This is a genomic window from uncultured Pseudoramibacter sp. (genome assembly GCF_903789625.1).
GTDB lineage: Bacteria > Bacillota > Clostridia > Eubacteriales > Eubacteriaceae > Pseudoramibacter > Pseudoramibacter fermentans.
In genome coordinates this window covers 219,798-244,428 of the sequence record NZ_CAIFFF010000002.1, presented here as the reverse complement: position 1 = coordinate 244,428, position 24,631 = coordinate 219,798, and the positions used below count along the sequence as shown (strand labels likewise).

General features: G+C 50.8%; 20 protein-coding genes, 7 tRNA genes, 1 rRNA gene and 1 other RNA gene. 28 read left to right on the top strand and 1 reads right to left on the bottom strand.

Features of this window, described 5'->3' with window-relative positions:
* Positions 1 to 166: 166 nt before the first annotated feature.
* The 23 genes from rrf (at position 167) to rnpB (ending at position 15,995) form a co-directional block, all read left to right on the top strand.
* Positions 167 to 283: ribosomal RNA gene (gene rrf / locus QZX60_RS02435) — 5S ribosomal RNA — on the top strand.
* A gap of 8 nt (positions 284 to 291) precedes the next feature.
* Positions 292 to 366 (top strand) — tRNA-Asn (locus QZX60_RS02430).
* A gap of 60 nt (positions 367 to 426) precedes the next feature.
* A tRNA-Glu gene (locus QZX60_RS02425) sits at positions 427 to 501 on the top strand.
* A 10-nt stretch (positions 502 to 511) separates the two neighbouring features.
* A tRNA-Asp gene (locus QZX60_RS02420) sits at positions 512 to 588 on the top strand.
* A gap of 9 nt (positions 589 to 597) precedes the next feature.
* Positions 598 to 673 (top strand) — tRNA-Thr (locus QZX60_RS02415).
* An 11-nt stretch (positions 674 to 684) separates the two neighbouring features.
* Positions 685 to 769 (top strand) — tRNA-Tyr (locus tag QZX60_RS02410).
* A 4-nt stretch (positions 770 to 773) separates the two neighbouring features.
* Positions 774 to 849 (top strand) — tRNA-Lys (locus QZX60_RS02405).
* Positions 850 to 858: 9 nt separating this feature from the next.
* Positions 859 to 934: transfer RNA gene (locus QZX60_RS02400), tRNA-Trp, on the top strand.
* A gap of 131 nt (positions 935 to 1,065) precedes the next feature.
* The gene (locus tag QZX60_RS02395) at positions 1,066 to 1,263 is read left to right on the top strand and encodes a hypothetical protein (protein WP_154575953.1); all 198 of its coding nucleotides are present in this window, start codon (positions 1,066 to 1,068) and stop codon (positions 1,261 to 1,263) included.
* Between the two features lie 149 nt (positions 1,264 to 1,412).
* On the top strand, positions 1,413 to 2,462 hold the full coding sequence (locus QZX60_RS02390; RefSeq protein WP_295360930.1) for a hypothetical protein: 1,050 nt from the start codon (positions 1,413 to 1,415) through the stop codon (positions 2,460 to 2,462).
* Positions 2,463 to 2,519: 57 nt separating this feature from the next.
* Positions 2,520 to 3,344: a hydroxyethylthiazole kinase gene (thiM, locus tag QZX60_RS02385; RefSeq protein WP_295360927.1), complete on the top strand. Its 825-nt coding sequence runs from the start codon at positions 2,520 to 2,522 to the stop codon at positions 3,342 to 3,344.
* Positions 3,331 to 3,978 carry a thiamine phosphate synthase gene (thiE, locus tag QZX60_RS02380; protein WP_295360924.1) on the top strand — a complete coding sequence of 216 codons (648 nt, stop codon included), beginning with the start codon at positions 3,331 to 3,333 and terminating at the stop codon, positions 3,976 to 3,978. The genes thiM and thiE overlap by 14 nt, the downstream gene beginning before the upstream one ends.
* Positions 3,979 to 4,052: 74 nt before the next feature.
* Positions 4,053 to 4,865: a glutamate 5-kinase gene (gene proB / locus QZX60_RS02375; protein WP_295360921.1), complete on the top strand. Its 813-nt coding sequence runs from the start codon at positions 4,053 to 4,055 to the stop codon at positions 4,863 to 4,865.
* A 36-nt stretch (positions 4,866 to 4,901) separates the two neighbouring features.
* On the top strand, positions 4,902 to 5,054 hold the full coding sequence (locus tag QZX60_RS02370; RefSeq protein WP_295360919.1) for a stress-responsive transcriptional regulator PspC: 153 nt from the start codon (positions 4,902 to 4,904) through the stop codon (positions 5,052 to 5,054).
* A gap of 11 nt (positions 5,055 to 5,065) precedes the next feature.
* Complete coding sequence (locus QZX60_RS02365) at positions 5,066 to 6,226, top strand: glycosyltransferase (RefSeq protein WP_295360916.1); 1,161 nt, start codon at positions 5,066 to 5,068, stop codon at positions 6,224 to 6,226.
* Positions 6,227 to 6,348: 122 nt separating this feature from the next.
* Entirely contained in the window at positions 6,349 to 6,612 is a 264-nt protein-coding gene (gene rpsO / locus QZX60_RS02360; protein ID WP_363174759.1) for a 30S ribosomal protein S15, read from the top strand.
* Positions 6,613 to 6,702: 90 nt separating this feature from the next.
* Entirely contained in the window at positions 6,703 to 8,802 is a 2,100-nt protein-coding gene (locus tag QZX60_RS02355; RefSeq protein WP_295360911.1) for a polyribonucleotide nucleotidyltransferase, read from the top strand.
* A gap of 106 nt (positions 8,803 to 8,908) precedes the next feature.
* Positions 8,909 to 11,320, top strand: coding sequence for a DNA translocase FtsK (locus tag QZX60_RS02350; RefSeq protein ID WP_295360909.1), 2,412 nt, complete (start codon positions 8,909 to 8,911; stop codon positions 11,318 to 11,320).
* On the top strand, positions 11,313 to 12,647 hold the full coding sequence (rimO, locus tag QZX60_RS02345) for a 30S ribosomal protein S12 methylthiotransferase RimO (RefSeq protein WP_295360907.1): 1,335 nt from the start codon (positions 11,313 to 11,315) through the stop codon (positions 12,645 to 12,647). The genes QZX60_RS02350 and rimO overlap by 8 nt, the downstream gene beginning before the upstream one ends.
* The gene (gene pgsA, locus QZX60_RS02340; RefSeq protein WP_295360904.1) at positions 12,631 to 13,173 is read left to right on the top strand and encodes a CDP-diacylglycerol--glycerol-3-phosphate 3-phosphatidyltransferase; all 543 of its coding nucleotides are present in this window, start codon (positions 12,631 to 12,633) and stop codon (positions 13,171 to 13,173) included. Before rimO ends, pgsA begins: the two co-directional genes overlap by 17 nt.
* 70 nt (positions 13,174 to 13,243) lie before the next feature.
* Complete coding sequence (locus QZX60_RS02335) at positions 13,244 to 14,467, top strand: competence/damage-inducible protein A (RefSeq protein WP_295360901.1); 1,224 nt, start codon at positions 13,244 to 13,246, stop codon at positions 14,465 to 14,467.
* 26 nt (positions 14,468 to 14,493) lie between these two features.
* Entirely contained in the window at positions 14,494 to 15,618 is a 1,125-nt protein-coding gene (gene recA / locus QZX60_RS02330; RefSeq protein WP_295360898.1) for a recombinase RecA, read from the top strand.
* A 40-nt stretch (positions 15,619 to 15,658) separates the two neighbouring features.
* An RNA gene (gene rnpB / locus QZX60_RS02325) (RNase P RNA component class A) lies at positions 15,659 to 15,995 on the top strand.
* Between the two features lie 27 nt (positions 15,996 to 16,022).
* Here rnpB and QZX60_RS02320 read toward each other — a convergent pair.
* Entirely contained in the window at positions 16,023 to 16,700 is a 678-nt protein-coding gene (locus QZX60_RS02320) for an XRE family transcriptional regulator (RefSeq protein ID WP_295360894.1), read from the bottom strand.
* 268 nt (positions 16,701 to 16,968) lie between these two features.
* Here QZX60_RS02320 and QZX60_RS02315 point away from each other — a divergent pair, with 268 nt between their 5' ends.
* Genes QZX60_RS02315 through ispG form a run of 5 tightly spaced genes read left to right on the top strand, consistent with a single transcriptional unit; the run spans position 16,969 to position 24,630 of the window.
* Complete coding sequence (locus QZX60_RS02315; RefSeq protein WP_295360891.1) at positions 16,969 to 21,222, top strand: 2-hydroxyacyl-CoA dehydratase; 4,254 nt, start codon at positions 16,969 to 16,971, stop codon at positions 21,220 to 21,222.
* 15 nt (positions 21,223 to 21,237) lie between these two features.
* A complete protein-coding gene (locus QZX60_RS02310; protein ID WP_295360887.1) occupies positions 21,238 to 21,957 on the top strand; it encodes an isoprenyl transferase in 720 nt (239 codons plus the stop codon).
* Positions 21,958 to 22,761, top strand: a complete 804-nt coding sequence (locus QZX60_RS02305) for a phosphatidate cytidylyltransferase (protein ID WP_295360884.1) — start codon at positions 21,958 to 21,960, stop codon at positions 22,759 to 22,761.
* A 3-nt stretch (positions 22,762 to 22,764) separates the two neighbouring features.
* The gene (locus QZX60_RS02300; protein WP_295360881.1) at positions 22,765 to 23,556 is read left to right on the top strand and encodes an RIP metalloprotease; all 792 of its coding nucleotides are present in this window, start codon (positions 22,765 to 22,767) and stop codon (positions 23,554 to 23,556) included.
* 9 nt (positions 23,557 to 23,565) lie between these two features.
* Positions 23,566 to 24,630 carry a flavodoxin-dependent (E)-4-hydroxy-3-methylbut-2-enyl-diphosphate synthase gene (gene ispG, locus QZX60_RS02295; RefSeq protein WP_295360878.1) on the top strand — a complete coding sequence of 355 codons (1,065 nt, stop codon included), beginning with the start codon at positions 23,566 to 23,568 and terminating at the stop codon, positions 24,628 to 24,630.
* Position 24,631: the final 1 nt, after the last annotated feature.

The window sequence follows — 24,631 nt, the reverse complement described above, 5'->3', positions numbered from 1 at the left end:
TGTGTTCAGCTGACCAGTACTAATCGGCCGAGGTCTTGATCCAAAGACGTGTTAAACGCTTAAAAACTCTATGTTGTTTTGAGTGACCTAGACATTCAATTTAATAAGCAAATTAATCCTTGCAAATTATTTTGAACTATGTTACCATATAAAAAGTTAATAATGATTTCGTGATTATAGCAGAGAGGACACACCTGTTCCCATCCCGAACACAGAAGTTAAGCTCTCTCACGTCGAAAGTACTTGGCGGGCAGCTGCCTGGGAGGATAGATCGTTGCGAAATCTTATTGTTCCTCAGTAGCTCAATGGTGGAGCACTCGGCTGTTAACCGATAGGCTGTAGGTTCGAGTCCTACCTGGGGAGCCATTGAAAATTAGCGGATATGGAGTTCATTCAATTCCATATCCGTTTTTTAAGTCATTTTAAGGCCCCTTGGTCAAGCGGTTAAGACACCGCCCTTTCACGGCGGCTACGGGAGTTCGAATCTCCCAGGGGTCACCAATTTTTTAGCGGCCAGGTAGTTCAGTTGGTTAGAATGCCAGCCTGTCACGCTGGAGGTCGTGAGTTCGAACCTCATCCTGGTCGCCATTTTAATATGCTGACGTGGCTCAATTGGCAGAGCAGCTGATTTGTAATCAGCAGGTTGGCGGTTCAAGTCCGCCCGTCAGCTCCATTCTAATGTTCGGGGAAATGCCCGAGTGGCTAAAGGGGGCGGACTGTAAATCCGTTGACTTAGTCTACGATGGTTCGAATCCATCTTTCCCCACCATTATGATCCATTAGCTCAGTTGGTAGAGCATCTGACTTTTAATCAGGGTGTCCGGGGTTCAAATCCCCGATGGATCACCATTTCCTTGCAGGGGTATAGCTCAGTTGGTAGAGCAGTGGTCTCCAAAACCACGTGCCGAGGGTTCAAATCCTTCTGCCCCTGCCATTTTTTAAGACTTAATTTATTAGGTCTTTTTTTTATGCTTAAATTTAAAAACTCTACAAATGCTTATTTCATGATGATAGAAAATATTGTATAATAATAAATAAAATGATTGCCTAGAAAAGGGAGGATCAATGAGTTTATTGACAAAAGGTCTTGTGAGACTTGGCACCGCTGCTGTATTAACAGCTGGCACAGCGATTGCTGCAAGCCGCTTCGCAAAGGACCTAAAACAGAATTTACAGGATTATATTAAAGTCAATCAAAATGCGCCTTCCCCTGATCGAAATTATCATTGTGTGGATACGCATTACACGATTATGGATGAATGAGCGAAAGATCGGCTAAAATATTGTAAATATCCGTAGAATGTGTTTATTCGGCAATGAAACCGATTATTTTGCTTGACAGCTAAAATTATATGGAATAGAATAAATTAAGAGTGGTATGTTTGAAAACATATGAAACAGGAGGCAGATACATGAGACAGGCACTTACAGCCAAAGGTCAATTGGATGCCTGGATGCGTTCATCAGAAGCGGCGCTCGCCAATATGGGCGTTGAAGATATTATGGTGGACGAGAACAGCCTGCATATTGAAGGCAAGCATCCAGAACACGGCCCGATTGGCATTGATTATATGATTCCTGAAATGGGAAAAACGCGGATGGTCATTCAAGTTGATGATCCAAAGATGATTACAGCTTTTAAACGAGCTGTAACGCCTGTTTTCAAAAATGTCATTAAGGAGCTTGAAAAGTTAGAAGAAGAACAAATGCAGCAGGCGGAAGCGAAAATCAACGCTGATCAACCTGACGAATCCGAATCTGAAACTCAAGCTCAGGAACCGGAAGCGCAAGAAGCTGAATCGCCGGAAACGGACAAAATTGACTACAAGCCAGAACCATCCGAAGAAGCAGGATCGGAAGAAGCTGCAGAATCAGCACAGTCTGCAGCGGAAACGGTGGAGGAAGGGCCTGCAATAGCCGAAGCTGCGGACAAACCAGTAAAGAAAAAGAAGAAAGGGCCTATGATCGCGCTGATTGTAATCGCGATTGTGGTTGTGGCGGCCGCCGCGTCTTATTTCCTGTATTTTAGAGATCACGGCCTGCCTTTTACGAAAAACAGCAATAGCACAACATCGTCGAGTTCGAAGAGCTCGAATAAGGACAGCTCTTCCAATAGTTCATCCACCAGCTCGTCTTCGTCCAATACGAACAGCCAGTCGACGACAGACAATAACAACAACGGCACGACGGCTGCGGCAAATTCGAACACGACAGCCAATGCGGGAACGATTACCAAAGCCCAGTACGACAAAATCACCAACGGCATGACGTACGATCAGGTCAAACAGATTATCGGCAGTGACGGTTCCAAGTTGTCTGAATCTACTTACAAGGACGCGCAGGGCAACACGGTCAATGTTCAAATCTTTTATTGGCAGGGCAATGGCAGCTCGGATTCAAATGCAAATATTACTTTCCAAGGGAACACGGTTGCCTCAAAAAGCAGTTACGGTCTGAAATAGATTTTGTTTTCCGAATGTGTTAACCCACATTCGGTTTTTTTGTATCAGGAGGAAGACATGTTAGGAAAATACGTCGACTTAACGCGGGAAAAACAGCCATTGATTCATAACATTACCAATTACGTGACGGTGAACGATGTAGCCAATATTATTTTGGCCTGCGGTGCCAGTCCGATTATGGCCGATGAAGTGGATGAAGTGAAAAACATCACGGCAGTCTGCGGCGGGCTCAACATCAACATTGGCACTCTCAATCACCGCACGATCGAAAGCATGATGATCGCCGGAGATGAAGCGAAACGCTTAAATCACGTCGTGCTGCTTGACCCGGTCGGCGCAGGCGCCAGTTCGCTCCGCACGCGGACGGCGCAGCATATCTTAGAAGAAATTAAACCGGATATTGTCCGCGGCAACATCTCGGAAATTCGGGCACTGGCCAATCAGTCAGGCAAGGCGCGGGGAGTTGACGCCGATGTAGGCGACGCGGTCACTGAGGCGAATTTGGATCAGTCTATCGCCTCTTTAAAGGCTTTTTCAAAAGAAACCGGCAGTATCGTCGTCGCGACCGGCGCAATCGATTTGGTCTGCAGTGCCGATGAAGCCTTTGTCATTCGCAATGGACGCGCTGAAATGAGCAGAATCACCGGGACAGGCTGCCAGCTTTCGGGATTGATGACGGCCTTTGCTGCCGCCGCACCCGAATCAGAACGGCTTTACGCCGCGGCTGCCGCTGTGTGCACAATGGGGGTGGCCGGAGAAATCGCTTACGGTCATTTGGCGCCTTACGAAGGCAATGCGACCTACTGCAGACGCATTATTGACGCGGTTTATCATATGGACGGCGAAACATTGGATCGGGAGGCAAAATATGAAACAAAATAAAGTAAGACCGGAAGACCTCAGACTTTACGCGATCACCGACCGCAGATGGCTTGGAAATAAAAAGCTTTCAGACGATGTTGAAGCTGTCCTTAAAGGCGGTGCCACGTTCATTCAGCTGCGCGAAAAGCATCTCGATACTGACGCATTTAAACAAGAAGCCGAGGTCATTCAAAAGATTTGCGCGGCTTATCATGTGCCTTTTATTATCAACGACAATGTCGAAATCGCCAAGGCAATCGGCGCGGACGGCGTGCACGTGGGGCAGAGTGATATGGCCGCCGGCGACGTGCGCAGACGTTTAGGCGATGATAAAATCATCGGGGTGTCGGCTTCAACGGTCGAAGAGGCCCTCGAAGCAGAACGCCACGGTACCGATTATCTCGGCGTCGGCGCGGTCTTTCCGACCGGCTCCAAAGACGATGCCGACGCAGTTGACGCCGAAACCTTGAAGGCGATTTGCGAGGCGGTGCACATTCCGGTTGTCGCAATCGGCGGCATCACCGCGGATAATATGAAAGAGCTGTCTGGCAGCGGAATCTGCGGCATTTCCGTGATCTCGGCGCTGTTTGCGCAGCCTGATCCTTATCAGGCGGCCAAGACCCTTCGGGCTGAAGCTGAACAGTATTTTGCGTGATCTTGAATTTTTAAAATAAATTTGCTAAACTGGGATGAGTTTAACGAAAATATCAGGGAATTGGAGGATAATTTATGCATGACAATTTGGCTGATGCTCAGATTCTCGTGATAAAAATCGGCACCACCTCGCTGACCCATGAGAACGGCACCGTCGATCTGCACAAAATGGATCAGATGGCCCGCGTGCTCACCGATCTTGAAAACGAGGGACGCCGTATCATTTTGGTCTCATCCGGTGCCATTGGATGCGGGATGCATCGTCTGAGAATGGAAACCCGCCCCTCGACCCTTGAGGAAAAACAGATGGCCGCTTCGGTTGGACAGGGGCTCTTGATGGAATTGTATCACCGTTCTTTCGACAGCTATTACCAGAACGTCGCGCAGATTCTGCTGACGAAAGACGTATTCTACAATAAAATCAAGCGGCACAACGCGATGCACACCTTTGCGGCGCTCTTAAGAGAGCGGATCATCCCGATCGTCAACGAAAATGACGCGGTTTCGACCGACGAAATCGAAGAGGAACGCTTTGGCGATAATGACCGGCTTTCAGCGATGACGGCGAATTTGATCGGCGCCGACGGGCTTGTCATTTTATCCGACGTCGACGGGCTGTACGACAAGGATCCTTTCAAATTTGATGACGCAAAACGCATTGAGGTTGTTGAGAAAATGACGCCGCAGCTAATGGCGTTAGGGGACAGCTCCGCGTCAAAACTGGGGACCGGCGGGATGATCACGAAGCTGGAAGCGGCACGTTACGCGACAGAGCACGGCATTCCAACACTGATTACATCGGGTGAAGATTTGAACGTGCTGTACGAAATTGTAAACGGCAAAAATGCGGGGACATTGTTTTTAGCCGATGATCCCTCCGCACAGTAATAGACCTAAATCGATAAAAATACAGGAGGACAAACAATGAAAAAAATATTTGCAGCCTTTGGCGCTGTTGTGGCAGGATTGACTTTGGGAATCGGTGTAATCTACGCGTTGGAAAAGCATAGAGAAAAGAAAGTGGGCGGCAAACTGATGCGCGTCAACTACAGATTTTCAAAGGATTTTGACGACTAAACTTTAAATTTATGAGTGATCAACGCATTGTTTTAATTTTTTCCGCGTCGACGGGCGGCGGACACAATCTGGCTGCCCAGACCATTCAAAAGGGTCTTGAGGGCCGCGGCTATGACGCGCGGATTATAGATACCTTTGAACAGTCGTCCAGGACGTTAAACAAAATGATCACAGGCGGATATCGACGGATGGTTGAGAATACGCCGAAATTTTACGATTTGCTTTACCGGCAATTTGATAAAATGACACCATTTCAACGGGCAATTTTCCATATCGGCACATCCATCATCTCGCCGGAGATTTTGTCGATGATCCTGAATGACTCGCCTGTGCTTCTCATTTCAACCCATCCCTTTGTCACCAATGTTTTGGGGCGGCTCAAGGGGATGGGTGCTTTTCACACGCCGGTTTTGTCTTTTATTACGGATTACAAATTTCACGGCGTGTACCGCAGTCAGAATGTCGATGCCTATGTGGTTGGCAGCGATTATACCAAGCAGGATATGATCGAACGCGGCATAGCGTCGGACATCATTTACCCTTACGGTATTCCGGTTCGGGCTGCCTTTAATGAAAAGGGATCTTCTAAAACGCCAAAAGACAAAAATATCAAGGGAACCGTGCTGCTGATGGGCGGCAGTCTGGGCACTGGCCGCATCGAGCCGGCTTTTCGAAATTTAATCCTGACAAAGGCACCGATTCATTTAATGGTTGTTTGCGGCCACAATGAGGAAATGAGAGCGAAACTGACGCAGATCCCTTACGACACCCTGAAGGGCAATGCCCACACCCGCGTGGATATCTTTGGCTACGTCGAAAACATTTCGGAGCTGATGGACTCATCCGACATCATCGTTTCAAAGCCAGGCGGTTTGACGACGACGGAGGCAATGCTCAAAGGAACGCCGATGATCATTCCCTACACTTATCCCGGCCAGGAAGAAGAAAACGCGAAATTTCTCGAAAAAACCGGCATGGGGATCCTCGTTAAAGATATTGACGAACTGCCAAAGCTCGTCGATTTATTGATGGACCACAAAAACATCGCCGATGAAATTTCGGACAATATGAACGAGGCCGCGAAAAATTATTCGCCTGAAAAAACGCTGGATCTCTGTGAAAAATTAATTGATCGATACGTCCACGGCACATCCGAAAATTCCGATAAATAAAGGCTTTACAAACGATAATTGAAATGATAGAATACACACATTCAAGCCTGTTCTTGGTTTGGCGAATCACTCCGACGACATACTAGGAACAGGGAAATCAACCAAAAGGAGTAGTGAATATGATTTCGAAAGAACAGAAAGAACAGATTATCAAAGAATACGGCACCCACGAAGGCGACACCGGTTCCCCGGAAGTCCAGGTCGCGCTGCTGACTTACCGCATTAATGACTTAAATCAGCATTTTGCCGTTCACAAGAAAGACTTTCATTCAAGAAGAGGCCTGCTCAAAATGGTCGGCCAGCGCCGCAACCTGTTAGGCTATTTGAAAAAGAAAGACATCAATCGTTATCGTGAACTGATCGCAAGATTGGGATTAAGAAAATAATTATTTTTATTGGGCGGAGTGTTCCGCCCTTTTTGTTATTTCAGAGAAAATACTGAAATGACAGGTTATCGTATCATTTGAGGAGGTACAATGAAAGTTTCTGAGACAAAGGTATTTGAAACACAGATTGCAGGCCGTCCGTTCCGTGTGGAAATCGGCGAAGTGGCCCGTCTGGCCAAAGCAGCTGCAATGGTGCGCTATGGGGACACGAGCCTGTTATGCAATGTGGCTGTCTCAAAAGAACCTCGGGAAGGAACTGACTTTTTCCCGCTTTCGGTCGATTATGTCGAAAAACAGTACGCTGTCGGGAAGATTCCAGGCGGCTTTTTAAAACGTGAAGGCCGTCCGACCAATCAGGCGATTCTTTTCTCCCGTCTGATCGACCGTCCGATCCGCCCGCTGTTCCCGAAAACATTCCGCAACGATGTGCACGTCGTCACGATGGTCATGTCTGATGATATGGACTGCGCGTCAGAACTCGTTGGGATGATCGGATCGTCGATTGTTTTGTCTATTTCTGACCTGCCCTTCGACGGCCCAACAGCTGCCGTTCAGGTTGGCTTAATCGACGGCGAATTCATTCTGAACCCGACGTGGGATCAGAAACAGGTTTCCGAATTAAATCTGACGGTTGCCGGAACGAGAAACGCGGTCATGATGGTTGAAGCTGGTGCCAACGAGCTCGACGAAGAAACGATGCTCGACGCGATTCTGTACGCACACGAAGAAATCAAGAAGATCATCGATTTTATCGACGAAATTGTCGCAGAAGTCGGCGTGCCGAAGGCAGACTATCCGCTTCAGGAACCCACAGAAGAACTGAAAGCGAATATCAAGGATTATATGGGCACACGGATGCACGACGCGGTTCACATCGCAGACGCAGACGAACGCATCGACGCGATGAATGATTTGATCGACGAAACGTCAAAACACTTCGGTGAATTAGATCCGGATCATCAGGCCGAAATTGACATGGTCATCAACGGCATTAAACGCGAAGAAGTCCGCAGTCTGATCCTCAACGATCATATCCGTCCGGACAATCGTAAGATGACGGAAGTCCGTCCGGTCAGCGCCAAAATCGATTACCTGCCGCGGGTTCACGGCTCCGGCTTATTCACACGCGGCGAAACTCAGGTCTGCTCTGTGGCGACTTTAGGCCTTTTGAAGGAAGCTCAGGTGCTCGACGGCCTCGAACCGGAAACGGAAAAACGCTACATGCATCAGTACAATTTCCCGAGTTATTCGGTCGGCGAAACGAAGCCGAGCCGCGGACCTGGACGCCGGGAAATCGGACACGGCGCGCTGGCGGAACGTGCGCTGCTGCCGGTACTGCCGTCTAAAGAAGAATTCCCGTACGCGATCCGCGTGGTCTCTGAAGTATTGAGCTCCAACGGCTCAACTTCTCAGGCTTCAGTCTGCGGCTCATCCCTCGCACTGATGGCTGCAGGTGTGCCGATTAAAAAGGCCGTTGCCGGCTGTGCAATGGGGCTGATTAAAGAAGGGGACCAGGTCGCGATCTTAACTGATATTCAAGGGATGGAAGACTTCCTGGGCGATATGGACTTCAAGGTGGCCGGCACCAAAGACGGCATCACAGCCATTCAGATGGATATCAAAGTCCACGGCATTGACAGAAAAATTCTGACCCAGGCGCTGAAGCAGGCGAAGGACGGCCGGATGCACATTCTCGGCATTATGAACGAAGCAATTTCTGAACCGAGAGCTGAAATTTCACCGTACGCCCCGCACATCACGACGATTCACATCGATCCTGAAAAGATCCGCGATCTCATCGGTAAGGGCGGCGAAACGATCATCGGCATTCAGGACGAATCCGGCGCGAAGATCGAAGTCGAAGAAGACGGCACGGTCTACATCGCAGCGGTTGATCAGGCCTCCTCAGATAAGGCACTTAAAATGGTCGACGACGTGGTTCACGAAGTGCAGGTTGGCGAAGTGGTGAAGGGCAAGGTCGTCCGAATCATGAAATTCGGCGCTTTTGTCGATATTCCAGGCAGCAAGGATGGCTTGATCCACATCTCTAAATTAGCCAATCATCGGGTCAACCGCGTAGAAGATGTGGTTCAAATCGGCGATGAAGTGACGGTTAAAGTCATTGAAATTGACGATCAAGGCCGCATTAATCTGTCCCGCAAGGCATGCTTGCCGAAGGACGCAGATTAATCGCCAATTGATCTTGAAATACAAGTTGTTCATCAGTGAGCCGGCAGGGGACGACACCTGCCGGCTTCATGCCATTAGATTGAATCAGATAGGATGGTGAAGTACGATGGCAAGAAAAAAGCAGACTAAAAGCCGGAAGAAAACGAAACCGGCAGCTCAAAACACAGCAAGGCGCACAAAAAAAGTAGAAAATCAGGAAATGACACCGAGTCAAGCGCGGCTGATAGGCATTTTGGTTATCGCGATTGCGTTGTACAGCGCTTATTCTTACTCGACGGCAACGCCGACGCTATTCGACCGGATCTGGGGCAAAAGCGTGATCCGCTACATTTTCGGCAATGTCTCCGTCATTTACTGTATGTACTTCGTGGTAGTCGGCGTCATGATTTTTGTCCAAAATTGGAAGAAAAACGGGAGCCTGATGGGCTACGTCGCATTGCTGCTCTCGAACCTGCTCATCATGTTCAGCATGGGTGTGCCGCACATGATGCAGTACACATTATTGGATATGTTCACGCTGCCGCTCAAGGGCGCGAACGCCTACGGCGGTATCTTTGGACTGCTGCTGGCTTATATTTTCATGACGATTATTAAGCGGCCGGGCACAATCATTCTTTTATTGGCTTTATTCATTTTTGAAATTTATAAAATCATCACGATTGTCTCGCCGGGATTCTTTGGCCGCCTGAAGGCCCAGAGTCAAGAAGCGGTTGAAGAACGCGTCAAAACCATGAAGGAAGAACGAGAACTGGCCAAGATGCGCAAGGAAGCGGAACTGCAGCGCCAGCAGGAAGAGCTGGAAGATCAGAATTACGACAATTTGTTCAATCCCAGTGACATCGGCAAGGTCTCAGTCAATACGCAGTACGTCAACATTGACGACGTCATCGACCAATTGGACGATGAGGATTTGAAACGCGAAGCTCGGGCAGAACGCAACGACCGGCTCCGCCAGGCCGAAGAAGCGGCATCACCTGAACCGGAAGAAGATGAAGTGCCGGATGCGGCTGACGACAGCGTCCCCTTTGACGATGCGTCTGAGGAAGGCGGTGACGACTCGGGGGAGATACCGAGCCCTTCGACGACCGCTCCGACAGCGGCGTACCACAAGCCTGACGTGGCGCTGCTCAACCCCGGCGTTCACAATAAGGGCAATAAAAAAGAAGATGTGGTGAAAAAAGCCCATCAAATCGAATCGACGCTCAAAGATTTTAAGGTCGACGCGAAAATCGTCGGCGTCGACGTCGGACCGTCGATCACCCGTTTTGAAGTGCAGCCGGCATCCGGCGTCAAGGTCGGCAAAATTGTCGCGCTGTCTGATGATTTAGCGCTGAGATTGGCGACTAGTGACATTCGAATGGAAGCGCCGATCCCCGGAAAATCAGCCGTTGGGATCGAAGTGCCCAATGCGGTCAGCGAAGTGGTCGCTTTGGGCGACATTATCAACACGCCGATTTTCCAGAAGTCACAGGCGAAGCTGCCTTTTGCACTGGGGAAAACCCTGTCAGGGCAGAACGTCATCGGCGACATCTCGAAGATGCCTCACCTTTTGATCGCTGGGGCGACGGGCTCAGGGAAATCAGTCTGCATCAACACGATGATCATTTCGCTGATTTACAAGTTAAGTCCTGAAGAGCTGCGTTTTATCATGATCGACCCGAAAATGGTCGAGCTCAATGTTTACAACGCCTTACCCCACATGTTGATTCCGGTGGTCACGGACACGAAAAAGGCGGCTTATGCCCTGAACTGGGGCATCAAGGAAATGACGGACCGCTATCAGCTGTTCAGAGACGCCGGCGTCAGAGACATCAAGGGCTACAATCAGAAGGCCGAAAGCGAAGGCCAGAAGAAGCTGCCGCGCATTGTGATCATCATCGACGAATTGGCGGATTTGATGATGACTTCGCCGAAAGAAGTCGAAAGCGCGATCTGTCGTATCGCTCAGCTCGCTCGAGCCTGCGGCATCCATCTGGTCATCGCGACGCAGCGGCCATCGGTCGATGTCATCACCGGGCTGATCAAGGCGAATATTCCTTCGAGAATCGCCTTCTCTGTAGCATCAAATACAGACAGCCGTACCATCCTCGATCAGGTCGGCGCTGAAAAGCTTTTGGGCAAGGGCGATATGCTCTATTTCCCAGTTGGCAAATCGAAACCGCTGCGCGTCCAGGGCACATTTGTGTCGGACGCCGAAATCAACCGGGTTGTTGCGGCGGTCTCTCAAGGCGCCAAGCCGACCTTTGATGCCCATATCGAAGAGGAAATCAAGGCGGCAGAAACGGCCACCGAAGAAGCGAAGACCGAGGAATCGGTGGACGAGTTGTTCCCGAAAGCGGCAGAGCTGGCTTTTACAAACGGTCAGATTTCAACGTCAATGATCCAGCGCAAGCTGAGAGTCGGCTACGCTAGAGCGGGCCGCATCATCGACGAATTGGAAGACCGCGGGATCATTTCCGGGCCGAACGGCAGCAAGCCGCGTAAGCTATTAATGTCAAGGGAGAATTATCATGGCTGATCAAACCGTATTTGTTCAAACCATGGGCTGTGATAAAAACACGGTGGACAGTGAGAACATGGTCGGCGGTCTGCTCCAGCGCGGTTACGCGCTGACGGACGACCCGTCAGAGGCGTCGCTGATCATTGTCAACACCTGCTGTTTCATCGAGGCGGCCAAAAAGCAATCGATTGAGATGATTTTCGATCTGCTGCCTTACCGGACACATCCGGAGGAAAACTGCCAAACTTTTGTCGTGGCGGGCTGTATGGCGCAGCGATACGCCGAGGAGCTCAAGGCTGAGCTGCCCGAGGTCGATTATTTCATTGGCGTCAACCAGATCGACGATCTGCCCGACATCATTCAAAATAAAGAAGACGGCAAAATCTATACGAGCGCTCAGATCCGACAGGAAAGTGAAAAGCGCTACGTCAAAAAAGGGCAGACGACGGAATACCTAAAGATCAGCGAGGGCTGTGACAACCACTGCACCTATTGTGCAATTCCGAATATTCGGGGGCGGCACCGCAGCCGATCGCCGGAGACGATTCTCAAAGAGGCGCAGACCCTTTACGACAGCGGTGTTCGGGAATTGATTCTCGTTGCGCAGAATCTGACTCAATACGGCGTGGATTTGGATCGCGATTACGATTTAGCGGATTTACTTGATGAGCTGGCCGGCCGCATTCCCTTTACGTGGATTAGGCTTTTGTACATGTATCCTGAGGGTATCGACGAAAAGATGCTCGACGTGATTAATCGTCACGACAATATCTGTCCCTATTTCGATATGCCGATTCAGCACACCGAAGACGAGATTCTGCACAGAATGGGCCGCCGCATTGACAAAAAAGAAATTTATGGTAAAGTAAATTTGATTAGGAAAAAATGTCCTGATGCGGTTTTGAGAACGACTGTCATCGCTGGTTTCCCTGGCGAAAGCGAAGCGCAGTTCGACGCGATGCTTCAAACCTTGAGTGAATTGAAGTTTGAGCGTTTAGGCGCCTTCGCGTACTCTCAAGAGGAAGGGACGCCCGCTGCAGAGATGCCGGATCAAATTGACGAAGACGTCAAAGAAGAGAGAATTCGGCGGATTTACGAGCAGCAAGAGGCCATTTCTACCCAGTGGAGTACCCGGTGGATCGACCAGGAAATGACGGTTTTAATCGACGAGATTGACGAAAACGGCATCGCGATCGGCAGAACGTGGGGAGACGCTCCTGAAATCGACGGCGACGTCATTATCGAGACCTCGCAGCCCGAACCAGGCCATTTTTATCGGGTGAAAATCGTAGACGCGATTGGATTTGATTTAATAGGGGAGGTAATAAATGAATCTACCAAATAAAATCACGATTTTCAGAATGATCTGCATTCCGTTTTTTGTTGCAGCAATGGAAATTAATTTTCCGCAGCATCAATTGATTGCATTGATCATATTCTGTGTTGCATCTTATTCCGATCATCTTGACGGTCATATTGCGAGAAGCCGCCACCTGATCACGGATTTTGGGAAATTTATGGATCCGCTGGCCGATAAACTGTTAACGGCTTCTGCATTCATTTGTTTAGTGGAATCGCAGCAGATCTTTGCTTGGATTGTCATTATCATCATTGCGCGCGAATTTGCCATTACCGGCTTGAGAACATTGGCCGCCTCTTCGGGCGTCGTCATCGCTGCCGGGAAACTCGGCAAGGCCAAGACGGTTTCTCAGATGATCACCATTATTTTGATGATTCTGAGCGCTTGGCTGCCAGATATTTATCCGCTGTGGCTGCTTGGCAACATCATGATTTATGTGGCGTTGGCGCTGACCATTATTTCCGGAATTGAATATTTTGTGAATAACAAAAACGTTATTCAATCCAAATAAGTATTTTTAAAACGTCTGGTTCAATCAGGCGTTTTTTTGACTATAAAATTGACGAAAGAAGGAAAAATCAATGGATTGCGAAATCATCTGCGTCGGAACAGAATTGCTGACGGGCGAAACCCTCAACACCAATGCGCAGTACATTTCAGGGAAGCTCTCGCGAATTGGCGCGGCGGTGCATTACCAGACGACTATCGGCGATAACCCGGAACGATTAAAGGCCTGTTTTGATATCGCGGCCCACCGCAGTGAAGTGATCATTGTGACTGGCGGGCTCGGACCAACCCAGGATGATCTGACCAAAAAAACCATTGCAGATTATTTCGGCATGCCCCTCGTGCGTGATCAGCGTCAGGTTGAGAATCTGAAAGCCCATTTTGACCGTTATAATTATACGATGACCGAAAATAATTTCAGACAATGCGACATTCCAGAAGGGGCAGAAGCCATCGACAACACGCGGGGCACCGCGCCGGGCATCTACATCAAAAAGGACAATTTGCAGGTGTTCATGCTGCCGGGCCCCCCGGAAGAAATGAAGACAATGCTCGATTTGTCAGTGATTCCGGCTTTGAAAAAGCAGACCCATCAGCTGGTGCTGTCCAGATTTTTCAATATCTGCGATCTCGGTGAATCCATGGTCGAGCAGTCTATTCTCGATTTGGTCGACGGACAGACCAATCCGACCATCGCGACCTACGCAAAACCCGGGGAAGTGTTGATCCGCGTGACGGCGAACGGCACCGATCCAGACGAAATGAACCGCTTGCTCGACCGATACGCCGATGAAATCGAAAAGCGCTTTGGCCGACACATTTTCGCTCACTCCAGTGAACCCCTTTCTCAAACAGCGGCGGATCTTCTGATTAAGAAGGGCATGACGTTAGCGATAGCCGATTCGGGAACAGGCGGCATCGCGGGCTCGGTTTTGTCGGGTATCGACGACATCGCAAAGGTGTACAAGCTGGGACTGACCGTTGAGGACGATCAGATGAAGGTTAAATTTTTGGATTTGGATCCGGCACTGCTCGAAACCAAGGGCGCGGACAGCGCGGAAACGGCTGCGGCGATGGCTGAAAATTTAGCACGAATTTCCGACTGCGACGTCAACATTGCGGTTTCCGATATCCGCGAGGAAGAAGATGATGGTCAGCCGTCAGGCACGGTCAACATCTCGGTCTGCGCTGGCGGTAAAACCGAAACCCAGACCTGCAAATTTAGAGGCAACCGCCGGATGATCCAGACTCGGACAGCGGTGAAGGTCTTCGGACTCATTCGAGAGATTTTATTATGATGTTAAATAGATAAGGAGGAATGCGCATGGCGAAGAAAGAAAAACCTTTGGAACCAGTCGTTCCAATTTTAGATCAGGAAGAACGAAAAAAAGCGCTGGACACCGCGCTGAAAAATATTGAAAAGACATACGGCAAGGGCGCTGTGATGCGTCTCGGTGACAGTGCGCAGAAAAATGTCGACGTGATTTCGACCTCGTCGCTGAGTATCGATATGGCTCTCGGCATCGGCGGCATTCCGAAGGGGAGAATCACCGAAATCTACGGTCCAGAATCTTCAGGGAAGACGACCCTGGCGCTGCACATTATCGCTGAGTGTCAGAAAGCAGGCGGCAACGCGGCCTTTATCGACGCGGAGCACGCATTGGATCCGATCTACGCGGCCAATCTCGGCGTCGATATTGATAATTTGATTATTTCTCAGCCGGATACCGGTGAACAGGCCCTTGAAATTTTAGAGGCCCTGCTGCGAAGCGGCGCCATCGACGTCGCAGTGGTTGACTCGGTTGCAGCTTTGGTCCCTCGGGCAGAAATCGACGGCACCATGGGCGACTCTCATGTCGGGCTTCACGCGAGATTGATGTCTCAGGCACTTCGCAAACTCACTGGGGTCATCAAAAATGCCAATACGGCCACGATTTTCATCAATCAGCTCAGAGAAAAGGTCGGCGTCGTCTACGGCAATCCGGAAGTCACAACGGGCGGACGTGCGCTGAAATTCTATTCTTCAGTGAGAATTGACGTGCGCCGCGTCGAACAGATTAAAAAAGAAGGCGAATCCATCGGGAACCGCACCCGCGTCAAAATTGTCAAAAACAAAATGGCGCCGCCCTTTAAAACTGCGGAATTTGATATTATCTACGGCAAGGGCATTTCCCACGAAGGGGACGTGCTCGACCGCGCCGTCGACCTCGATATCGTGAAGAAATCCGGCTCTTGGTTCTCCTACGACGGCGAACGCCTCGGCCAGGGGCGCGACAAGGTCCGTCAGATCTTAGAGGATAAACCGGATCTGTGCGATGAAATCGAACAGAAGGTGAGAAACCTCATCCTCAATCAGGATGGCGACGGGGAAGAAGCAGATGGAGCTGACGCCGGCGCAGAAGCCGATGACGGCCAGGAAGCCTTTGAAATGGGCACCTTCAAGGAATAAAAAGCTTGAAATTCAAAGCGCGTCTGCGTATAATATAATGCGACTAGATCATATGATCGCGGAGGCAACTCTGAGGAAAGTCCGAGCTCCACAGGGCAGGATGCCGGATAACGTCCGGTAAAGGTGACTTTAAGGCAAGTGCAACAGAAAGTAAACCGCCGCATCTGCGGTAAGGGTGAAAGGGTGAGGTAAGAGCTCACCAGTGGTTGAAGTAATTCGCCAGCTGGGTAAACCCCATTCGGAGCAAGACCAAGAACGAGCGTTAAAAGGCGGCGGCCCGTCGCTGCTCTCAGGTAGGTCGCTTGAGTTTGCTGGTGACAGCAAAACGAGATAGATGATCATTTAAACAGAACTCGGCTTACAGATCTAATCAAAAAAAGCTTGACCAATTGGCCAAGCTTTTTTTATGCGTCAAAATAGGTTTCCTTCCGGTGCAGACAGTAGACCACCCGCCCGATAAACTGGACGTGATTTTTATTGATCTGGTAACAGGCGGCGTCAGCCGAAGGATTGAGCGGCTGGGTGATGATCTGTCCCCCTTGAACGATGACCTTTCGAATCATCATGTTTTGGCGGTTGACGTGGAAGGCGACGGCGTCTCCCGATTTGATGTCTGTGCTCAGGCGGATGACGACCAAATCCCCTGGTCTGAGAACGGGCGCCATCGTGTCGTCTGGGATGCGGTAGCCAAAAACCGGCCCCCACTTACTTAAACGGCTGAGAGGCAGATGCAGCGCTTCCTTGAGGCGGTGGTTGGAGAAAATAGGCAGGTCGTAGCGTATTTCATCGAATACCGAAATGTCGATTAAGCTGTGATCCGCGTTGATGTCGCTGTCGTCGAGAATGTCGGACTGGTACATCGAGACGGACTGTCCCATTAGCCATTTGGGATTGACATCAAAATAATCGGCCAGGGCGTAAATCGTTGTCATTTTCGGCGCCATTTCGGCTCGGGTATACCGGGAGATGCTCGGCGGCGAAAGATTGAAGCGGGCTCCCAGTGAGTAGGTGGTTTCGCCGTAGGATTTCATTAATTGCTTCAGGCGGCTGCCGAAGACTTTTTTATTAATTTGATCACTCATCGTTTTTTCCTGTAGTTTCTTCATTAGATTTCTGTACAATATTTTAATAAAAGTATAATCAATAATCGTTTATTTTTCATTAAAAAAATTTAAGTGGCAGAGGCAGTTTGTCGGGCAGAGATGCGTCGATCAATAAGTGGACAAAGATTATCGAGATTTAATTGCATTCTAAAGATGTTTGCGATATAATACACCGATAATTTGAAAATCCCGATTGATCGTGAAATAGAAATCTACAGATAGAAATTTACAGAAAGAAGAGAAATCCATGAGTGAAACTTACAGAATGGGCCTCGATGTAGGCTCAACGACGATTAAAATCGTCATCCTCGATGAAAATGATCAGATTATTTTCAGCGATTACCGCAGACACCGCTCAAATATTCAGCAGAGCATGAGCAATCTGCTGAGAGATGTCACAAAAGAACTGGGCGATTTCAGAGCACACGTGTCGGTTACCGGCTCCGGCGGGATGTTAGCAGCGAACTGGCTGGACATTCCATTTATTCAGGAAGTGGTGGCCGGTACCCGTGCCGTCGAAGAAAAAATTCCAGAAACGGACTGCGCCATTGAGCTGGGCGGCGAAGACGCGAAAATCACATTCTTTGGCGCGAGTGTGGAACAGCGGATGAACGGCACCTGCGCCGGCGGGACCGGGGCCTTCATCGATCAGATGGCGGCATTGCTCAAGACCGATGCCGCAGGGCTCAACGAGCTGGCCAAGAAGCACACGACAATTTACCCGATCGCGTCGCGCTGCGGGGTCTTTGCGAAGACAGATATTCAGCCGCTGATCAACGACGGGGCAGAACGGGCAGACATCGCCGCTTCCGTGCTGCAGGCTGTGGTTAACCAAACGATCTCCGGTCTGGCCTGCGGCCACACGATTGAAGGCCACGTGGCCTTTTTGGGCGGCCCGCTGTACTTCCTGTCCGAGCTGCGCCAGCGGTTTATTGAAACCCTGAAACTCAAGCCGGAGGAAGTGGAATTTCCGGCAAATTCCAACCTGTTTGTCGCTTTGGGGACGGCTTACGCCAGTGAAAAACAGCCGGTGATCGCGTTCTCTGAACTCCTTGAACGCATGGATAAGCCCTTTAAAGACGAAATCGGTCTGGGCCACCTCGATCCGTTGTTTAAGGATCAGGAAGAGCTGGACACTTTCCTCGAACGCCACAGCCGCGACAAGGTCAAACGTGGCAATCTGACGGCTTACAAAGGGCCGGTCTACCTCGGGATCGATGCCGGCTCCACCACGACGAAGGCGGCAGTCATCGGGAAGGACTGCGAGCTGCTGTACAGCTATTATTCGAGCAATGAAGGCAGTCCGCTGAAAAAGGCCATCGACATTTTAAAGGATATTTACCGCAAGCTGCCTGACGGCGCATATATCGCCAACGCGGCCTCCACTGGATACGGCGAAGGCTTGATTCAGTCTGCGCTGAAAGTCGATATCGGCGAAGTTGAAACGATGGCCCATTTCAAGGGCGCGAGCTACTTCAAGCCGGACGTCGACTTCATTCTGGATATCGGCGGCCAGGACATGAAGGCCATGCGCATCCGTTCCGGCGCGATCGACAGCATCATTTTGAATGAAGCCTGCTCCTCCGGGTGCGGCTCGTTCCTCGAAACCTTTGCCAAGTCGTTGAATCTCCAGATGAACGAGTTTGTCGAATCGGCGCTGGAAGCGAAGACCCCATCTAATTTGGGGACGCGCTGCACGGTTTTCATGAACTCGAAGGTGAAACAGGCCCAGAAGGAAGGGGCATCGGTCGGGGATATCTCAGCCGGGCTTTCCTACTCGGTCATCAAGAACGCCCTCCAGAAAGTCATCAAGGTTCACAACCCGAAGGATTTGGGGAAGAACATCGTTGTTCAGGGCGGCACCTTCAACAACAACGCCGTGCTTAGAGCCTTTGAAAAAATTACAGGGCGCGACGTCATCCGTCCAGATGTGGCCGGCCTGATGGGTGCCTTCGGCGCGGCACTGATTGCCAAGGAAAGATGGCAGGAAGGCACGACGAGTACGGTGCTCAAAGCAGATGAACTGGATTCCTTCACGACGACTATCAAGCACAGACGCTGCGGTGGCTGCAGCAACAACTGTCAGCTGACCATCAACATTTTCGCCGACGGAAGCCGCCACGTGACCGGCAACCGCTGCGAAATCGGCGCCGGTGGCGTGCGCAACAAGGACAACGTCCCAAATCTTTATCAGTACAAGTACAAACGCCTCTTCGATTACGAACCGCTTTCCGAAGAAGAAGCGACTCGGGGCACCATCGGCATCCCACGGGCGCTGAACCAATACGAAAATTTCCCGTTCTGGTTCACGTTCCTGACGAATTTGGGCTACCGTGTCGTGCTGTCGTCTAAATCCACCCGCAAAATCTACGCAAAGGGCATGAGCAGCATTCCGTCGGAATCGGTCTGCTACCCAGCAAAGCTGACCCACGGACACATTCAAGACCTGATCGATCAGGGTGTGAAAAAAATCTGGTATCCGTGTGTCGCATACGAAGAAAAGGAATTCGAATCGGCAGACAATTGTTACAATTGCCCGATCGTCATGTCCTATCCGGAAACGATCAAATACAACATGGACAGCATCAAGGATCAAAACGTCAAGTTCATGAATCCGTTTTTGGCGCTGGACAACCATCAACGGGTCGAAGAACGCCTTACCGAAATTTTCGCTGAAGAAGGGGTCAGCAAGGAAGAAGTCACCGAAGCGTTAAAGAAAGCCTACGCGGAAAAATACCAGGTCATGGGCGATTTGCTCGAAAAGGGCAAGGAAACCCTGCAGTGGCTGAGACAGCACAAGCGCAAGGGCATCGTACTGGCTGGCCGCCCGTACCACGTCGATCCGGAAATCAATCACGGCCTCGACAACGTCATTACCTCACTGGGCATGGCGGTGCTGACGGAAGACTCTGTCGCGGCGCTGGCCTCGAGCAAGAGTGAACAGCCGCTTCGCGTTCTGGATCAATGGAAATACCACAGTCGGCTGTACCGCGCGGCGGAATTCGTCACCGAACACAACGAGCTGGCACTGGTTCAGCTGACATCCTTCGGCTGCGGCCTGGACGCCGTCACCTCGGAACAGACCCAGGAAATCCTCGAACACAAGGGCAAGATCTACACGCTGATTAAAATCGACGAAGTCAGCAACCTCGGCGCCATTCGAATCCGTCTGCGCTCGCTTAAGGCGGCCCTGCTCGAACGCGACGCGCACCACATCAAAGTGCCGGGCAAATCATTGACCAAGCGCGTGCCTTTTACCAAGGAAATGCGCAAAAAACACACGATTCTCTGTCCGCAGATGTCGCCGATTCACTTCGATTTATTCTCGACGGCGATGAATGCCAGCGGCTACAACTTTGAAGTGCTGCCGGCTGTCGACCAAAAGGCGGTCGACGCGGGTTTAAGCTACGTCAACAATGACGCCTGCTACCCGAGTATTCTGACCGTCGGGCAGATCATGGCGGCCCTTCAGTCGGGTAAATACGACTTGAACAACGTGTCGGTCATCATGTCTCAGACCGGCGGTCCGTGCCGCGCGTCCAATTACGTCGGCTTTATCCGCAAGGCGCTGAAGGAAGCGGGCATGGAACAGGTGCCGGTCGTTTCGATCAATACGGTCGGTCTTGAAGACAATCCGGGCTTCAGCATTACGCCGGCGATGGCGTACCGCATTGTTATCGCCGCGGTATACGGCGATTTGTTCCAGCGCGTGCTTTACGCGACAAGACCTTACGAAAAAGTTAAGGGCTCGGCCAACGCGCTTTACGAAAAATGGCGCCAAAAGGTGCGCCCAAACATCATTCGTCCCCGCGCCCGCGTCTTTAAGAAGAATGTTCAGGATATCGTCCGCGAATTCGATCAGCTGCCGCGCGTCGACAAGACGATTCCGAAGGTCGGCATTGTCGGGGAAATCCTCGTCAAATACCATCCGACCGCGAACAACAACTTGGTTAAGGTGCTCGAAAAAGAAGGCTGCCAGGTCGTCTCGCCGGACATCATTGACTTTTTCCTGTATTGTTCGTACAATGCTATATATAAACACGACGTGCTCTCCGGGACAGCCAAGGCTAAGCGCATTAATGAGCTGGTCATCAAGGTGGTTGAACATTACCGCAAGAACATGAAGCAGGCGTTAAACGAAAGCCGCCACTTCAGTGCGCCGTCCACCATCGAAAAGAAGGCGGAAAAAGCGGACGAGCTCATTTCCCTCGGCAATCAGGGCGGGGAAGGCTGGTTCCTGACCGCCGAAATGATGGAATTGATTGAATCAGGTGTTGAAAATATCGTCTGCGTTCAGCCTTTTGCCTGCCTGCCGAACCACGTCATGGGCAAGGGGATGATCAAGCCAATCCGCAGACGCTACCCTTACGCCAATATCGCGCCGATCGACTACGACCCGGGCGCATCAGAAGTCAACCAGATCAACCGTATCAAGCTGATGGTTGAAACGGCGTGGAAGAATCTTGAAAAGAAAGAAAAGAGAAAACAGGCGGAAGCCTAAGCATTTGGAGACAATATGGAAATAGACGGTTACAATATCGACGAATCGCGGCTGCCTCGGCACGTCGCGATCATTATGGACGGCAACGGCCGGTGGGCCACCAAGCGGAAAATGCCCCGCGTTTTTGGGCACCGTTCGGCCATGAAGGCCGTCCGCAAGGCGATCACGACGGCGTCGGATCTGGGCATTGAAGTGCTGACGCTGTACGCCTTTTCGACGGAAAACTGGAAACGCAGTGCCGAGGAAGTATCCGGACTGATGCATTTAGCGATCCGCTACTTTTTAAATGAAATCAGATCGATGAACGACCGAGACATCCGTGTCAGAGTGATCGGCGACATGTCAGGCCTTCCGGAAGGTGTTCAGAAGGCGGCGAAGAAAATGTTGGACGACACCGCGGACAACCAGGGCATGATCTTAAATCTGGCCCTCAACTACGGCGGACGGGAAGAGCTGGTTCACGCGGTAAAGGGCATCGCGGACGACGGCATTTCGCCGGATCATATCGACGAAGCGCTCATCGACCGCTATCTGTACACAGCGGGTCAGCCTGACCCGGACCTCGTCGTTCGGACCAGCGGAGAAAAACGGCTCAGTAATTTCTTGCTTTGGCAGATTGCCTACGCCGAGTTTATCTTTGACGATATTTTGTGGCCGGATTTCGACGAAAAATGCTTTTACAAATGGATCGTCGAATATCAGCACCGAAACAGACGATATGGAGGGGTTAAATAAATGGCAAAACGAATTATTACGGCAGTGATTTTTGTGCCCATTTTGGCGATTCTGCTCATCTTGGGCGGCTATTTTGTCTTTGGCCTGACGCTGTTTCTGGCACTGGTCGGAATGCACGAATACGTCCACGCGGTCAATAAAAAGCTGGAGCTGCCGATTCACTACGCGCTGCCGCTGATTCTCACGGCATTTATGATCGTTGTGATGAAATTCGATTATCAGTACACCGTGCCGGCGCTGCTCATTTCCTTTATCGTCGTTTTTATCACAGAAATCCTTTCGAAGGAACACAGCGTTTACCGCGCGATCGCGACGGTTTTTGGCTTGGTTTACGTACCGCTGATGCTGGGGCATCTGCAGCTGTTCGACGCCATTCCGCAGGGGCTGTATTACCTCTGGCTCGTGTTCATCATCGCCTTTGTGACGGATACCGGGGCTTATTTCATCGGCCGGTTTTTCGGCAAGACGCCGCTGATCCCGGAAATCAGCCCGAATAAAACCGTAGCCGGTTCAGTAGGCGGTACCGTTGCGGCCGTAATTTTGACCGTAGCCTACGGCATCCTGATGCGGGCGAAGTTTTCCTTCGATCTGCCGATTTTTTCTTACGCGATTTTAGGCGTTGTCGGGAGCATTGTATCCCAGTTTGGCGATTTGACGGCGTCGATGATCAAACGTAAAACTGGCATCAAGGATTACGGCAAGCTTCTGCCGGGACACGGCGGTGTCCTCGACCGGTTCGACAGCGTGATTTTCGTGCTGCCGATTGTGTACCTTTTCGCGATGCTGACTTTTACCACACTTTAAATTATGAATATTGCTTTAATGATTATCCTGACGCTGGTGATGCTGACCGTGCTCGTCGTGGTTCACGAATTTGGGCATTTTATTGCGGCACGTAGAGCCGGCGTTTACGTTCTTGAATTTTCGATTGGCATGGGACCGCTCCTCTTTTCCCATAAAGGAAAGGAGACGGTCTTTGCCGTGCGCGCGCTGCCCATCGGCGGCTTCTGCCAAATGTGGGGCGAGGACGACGCGGACGGCGAGCTGGCTGAGGAATACGGGGTGCCGGAGGATCTGCCGCCGGAACGCTCTTTTATGAAGATTTCAAAGGCCAAAAAGCTGCTCATTTTATTCGCGGGACCTTTGATGAATCTGATTCTCGCCTTTATCATTTTGTTTGGCCTTTATCTGGCGGGCGGCCAGAGCTTTCCCGCTTCGCTGGTCAGCAGCTCCAAGCTTTTTGTGTCCTTCAGCGGCGCGATTTATCAGAGCCTGCACCAGCTCATCGTCGGCAAGCTTTCCCTTAACGATTTCGCCGGGCCGGTCGGCATGGTCGGCATGGTCGGCAATTTCGCGAGCCACGGCGTGCTGTCCTTTTTGTTGTTCTGCGCGTTGATTTCAGTTAACCTGGGCATTATCAATCTGCTGCCCTTCCCGGCGCTGGACGGCGGCCAGATTCTTGTAACCCTAGCGGAAATGATCGCCAAACGGGATTTGTCGCCGAAGGCCGCAATGATTTTAAATGGCGTCGGCTTTGCCTGCCTGATGGTTTTCTCCGTCGTGGTGGCGGTCAACGATGTGCTGAGGTATTTGCATTAGAGGGAAAAGATGAAGATTAACAGACGAAAAACGAGAACAGTTCAAATTGGCAATGTGGTCATCGGCGGCGACCATCCAATCGCCATTCAGTCGATGTGCAATACCGATACGCGCAATGTGGACCAGACGGTCAACCAAATCGCGGCGCTGACCGAGGCTGGCTGTGACATCATCCGCGTGGCGGTGCCGGACGAAGCGGCGGCTGAAGCCCTTCCGAAAATCAAAGCGCGGATTTCGATTCCGCTGGTGGCGGACATTCATTTTGATTATCGTCTCGCGCTAAAGGCCATTGAAGGTGGGGTCGATAAGCTGCGCATCAACCCAGGCAATATCGGCGGACGGGAAAAGGTTCACGAGGTGGTCTGCGCGGCGAAGGCACATGGCACGCCAATCCGCATTGGCGTCAACGGCGGCTCGCTGGAAAAGGAACTGCTCGACAAATACGGCGGTCCGACAGCGGCGGGCATGGTTGAAAGCGCTGAACGGCACATGGCTTATCTGTTGGATGATGGGTTTTCGGATATTGTCGTTTCATTGAAATCCTCTGATCCATTGATGACGATTGACGCGTACACGATGTTTTCAGAAAAATACGATTTTCCGGTTCATCTCGGCGTCACGGAAGCCGGGGTACTGCGCAGCGCGGCGGTCAAATCCTCTGTCGCGATGGGCTATCTGCTTTTAAACGGCATCGGCGATACAATCCGCGTTTCTGTCACAGGGGATCCAATTACTGAAGTCGAGACTGCTAGAGAAATCCTTAAATCCGCTGGGCGCTTTGACAAAAAAGAACAGGGCATCACGGTCGTCTCTTGTCCGACCTGCGGCAGAACGCAGATTGATTTAATCGGGATCGCGGAAGAAATGAACCGGCGTCTCAAAAACGTTCACAAGAATCTCAAGGTCGCGGTGATGGGCTGTGTGGTCAACGGCCCAGGCGAGGGCAGAGCCGCGGACATCGGCGTCGCTGGCGGAAATGGCAAGGGCGTCTTGTTTAAGAAGGGCCAGATTTTCAGAACCGTCAGAGAAGATCAGATCGTTGACGCGATGATGGAAGAAATAGAAAAGATGTAAA

Coding starts and splice junctions, on each gene's coding strand:
- ispG (WP_295360878.1), top strand. CDS start 23,566: ATGAAGATTAACAGACGAAAAACGAGAACAGTTCAAATTGGCAATGTG.
- QZX60_RS02365 (WP_295360916.1), top strand. CDS start 5,066: ATGAGTGATCAACGCATTGTTTTAATTTTTTCCGCGTCGACGGGCGGC.
- QZX60_RS02335 (WP_295360901.1), top strand. CDS start 13,244: ATGGATTGCGAAATCATCTGCGTCGGAACAGAATTGCTGACGGGCGAA.
- rimO (WP_295360907.1), top strand. CDS start 11,313: ATGGCTGATCAAACCGTATTTGTTCAAACCATGGGCTGTGATAAAAAC.
- QZX60_RS02310 (WP_295360887.1), top strand. CDS start 21,238: ATGGAAATAGACGGTTACAATATCGACGAATCGCGGCTGCCTCGGCAC.
- thiM (WP_295360927.1), top strand. CDS start 2,520: ATGTTAGGAAAATACGTCGACTTAACGCGGGAAAAACAGCCATTGATT.
- QZX60_RS02390 (WP_295360930.1), top strand. CDS start 1,413: ATGAGACAGGCACTTACAGCCAAAGGTCAATTGGATGCCTGGATGCGT.
- QZX60_RS02350 (WP_295360909.1), top strand. CDS start 8,909: ATGGCAAGAAAAAAGCAGACTAAAAGCCGGAAGAAAACGAAACCGGCA.
- thiE (WP_295360924.1), top strand. CDS start 3,331: ATGAAACAAAATAAAGTAAGACCGGAAGACCTCAGACTTTACGCGATC.
- recA (WP_295360898.1), top strand. CDS start 14,494: ATGGCGAAGAAAGAAAAACCTTTGGAACCAGTCGTTCCAATTTTAGAT.
- pgsA (WP_295360904.1), top strand. CDS start 12,631: ATGAATCTACCAAATAAAATCACGATTTTCAGAATGATCTGCATTCCG.
- proB (WP_295360921.1), top strand. CDS start 4,053: ATGCATGACAATTTGGCTGATGCTCAGATTCTCGTGATAAAAATCGGC.
- QZX60_RS02320 (WP_295360894.1), bottom strand. CDS start 16,700: ATGAGTGATCAAATTAATAAAAAAGTCTTCGGCAGCCGCCTGAAGCAA.
- QZX60_RS02315 (WP_295360891.1), top strand. CDS start 16,969: ATGAGTGAAACTTACAGAATGGGCCTCGATGTAGGCTCAACGACGATT.
- QZX60_RS02370 (WP_295360919.1), top strand. CDS start 4,902: ATGAAAAAAATATTTGCAGCCTTTGGCGCTGTTGTGGCAGGATTGACT.
- QZX60_RS02300 (WP_295360881.1), top strand. CDS start 22,765: ATGAATATTGCTTTAATGATTATCCTGACGCTGGTGATGCTGACCGTG.
- QZX60_RS02395 (WP_154575953.1), top strand. CDS start 1,066: ATGAGTTTATTGACAAAAGGTCTTGTGAGACTTGGCACCGCTGCTGTA.
- QZX60_RS02305 (WP_295360884.1), top strand. CDS start 21,958: ATGGCAAAACGAATTATTACGGCAGTGATTTTTGTGCCCATTTTGGCG.
- QZX60_RS02355 (WP_295360911.1), top strand. CDS start 6,703: ATGAAAGTTTCTGAGACAAAGGTATTTGAAACACAGATTGCAGGCCGT.